General features: G+C 49.6%; 1 tRNA gene and 1 rRNA gene. Both read left to right on the plus strand.

The window, feature by feature from the left end:
• Positions 1 to 92: ribosomal RNA gene (locus tag MRBLPE1_RS16785) — 16S ribosomal RNA — on the plus strand; the annotation flags it as partial.
• 107 nt (positions 93 to 199) lie between these two features.
• Positions 200 to 275, plus strand: a tRNA-Ala gene (locus tag MRBLPE1_RS16790).
• Positions 276 to 446: the final 171 nt, after the last annotated feature.

Below are 446 nucleotides of genomic sequence, written 5' to 3' on the forward strand. Positions count from 1 at the left end.
AAGGGAGCTAGCCGTCGAAGGTGGGGTAGATGATTGGGGTGAAGTCGTAACAAGGTAGCCGTATCGGAAGGTGCGGCTGGATCACCTCCTTTCTAAGGAAATACCCGGACCCGATGAGGTTCGGATATAAGTTATCGGTATATGGCGCTTTGAGCGCAAGACGTGAAAACCATTTGTTCAGCTTTGATGGAATTTGTATGGGGCCATAGCTCAGCTGGGAGAGCGCCTGCCTTGCAAGCAGGAGGTCAGCGGTTCGATCCCGCTTGGCTCCACCAACAACTTTTATCAAATTGCACCTTGAAAACTGGATAACGAAAGAAAAAGAATTGCTGAAACATCCTTTAGTTGTTTTTATTAGAAGCGAAGGTGAGCGATCACCCGAGCATATGGTTAAGCTAGTAAGAGCGCACGGAGGATGCCTAGGCACCAGGAGCCGAAGAAGGACG

It is taken from the genome of Paenibacillus sp. LPE1-1-1.1 (genome assembly GCF_040676435.1).
GTDB lineage: Bacteria > Bacillota > Bacilli > Paenibacillales > Paenibacillaceae > Pristimantibacillus.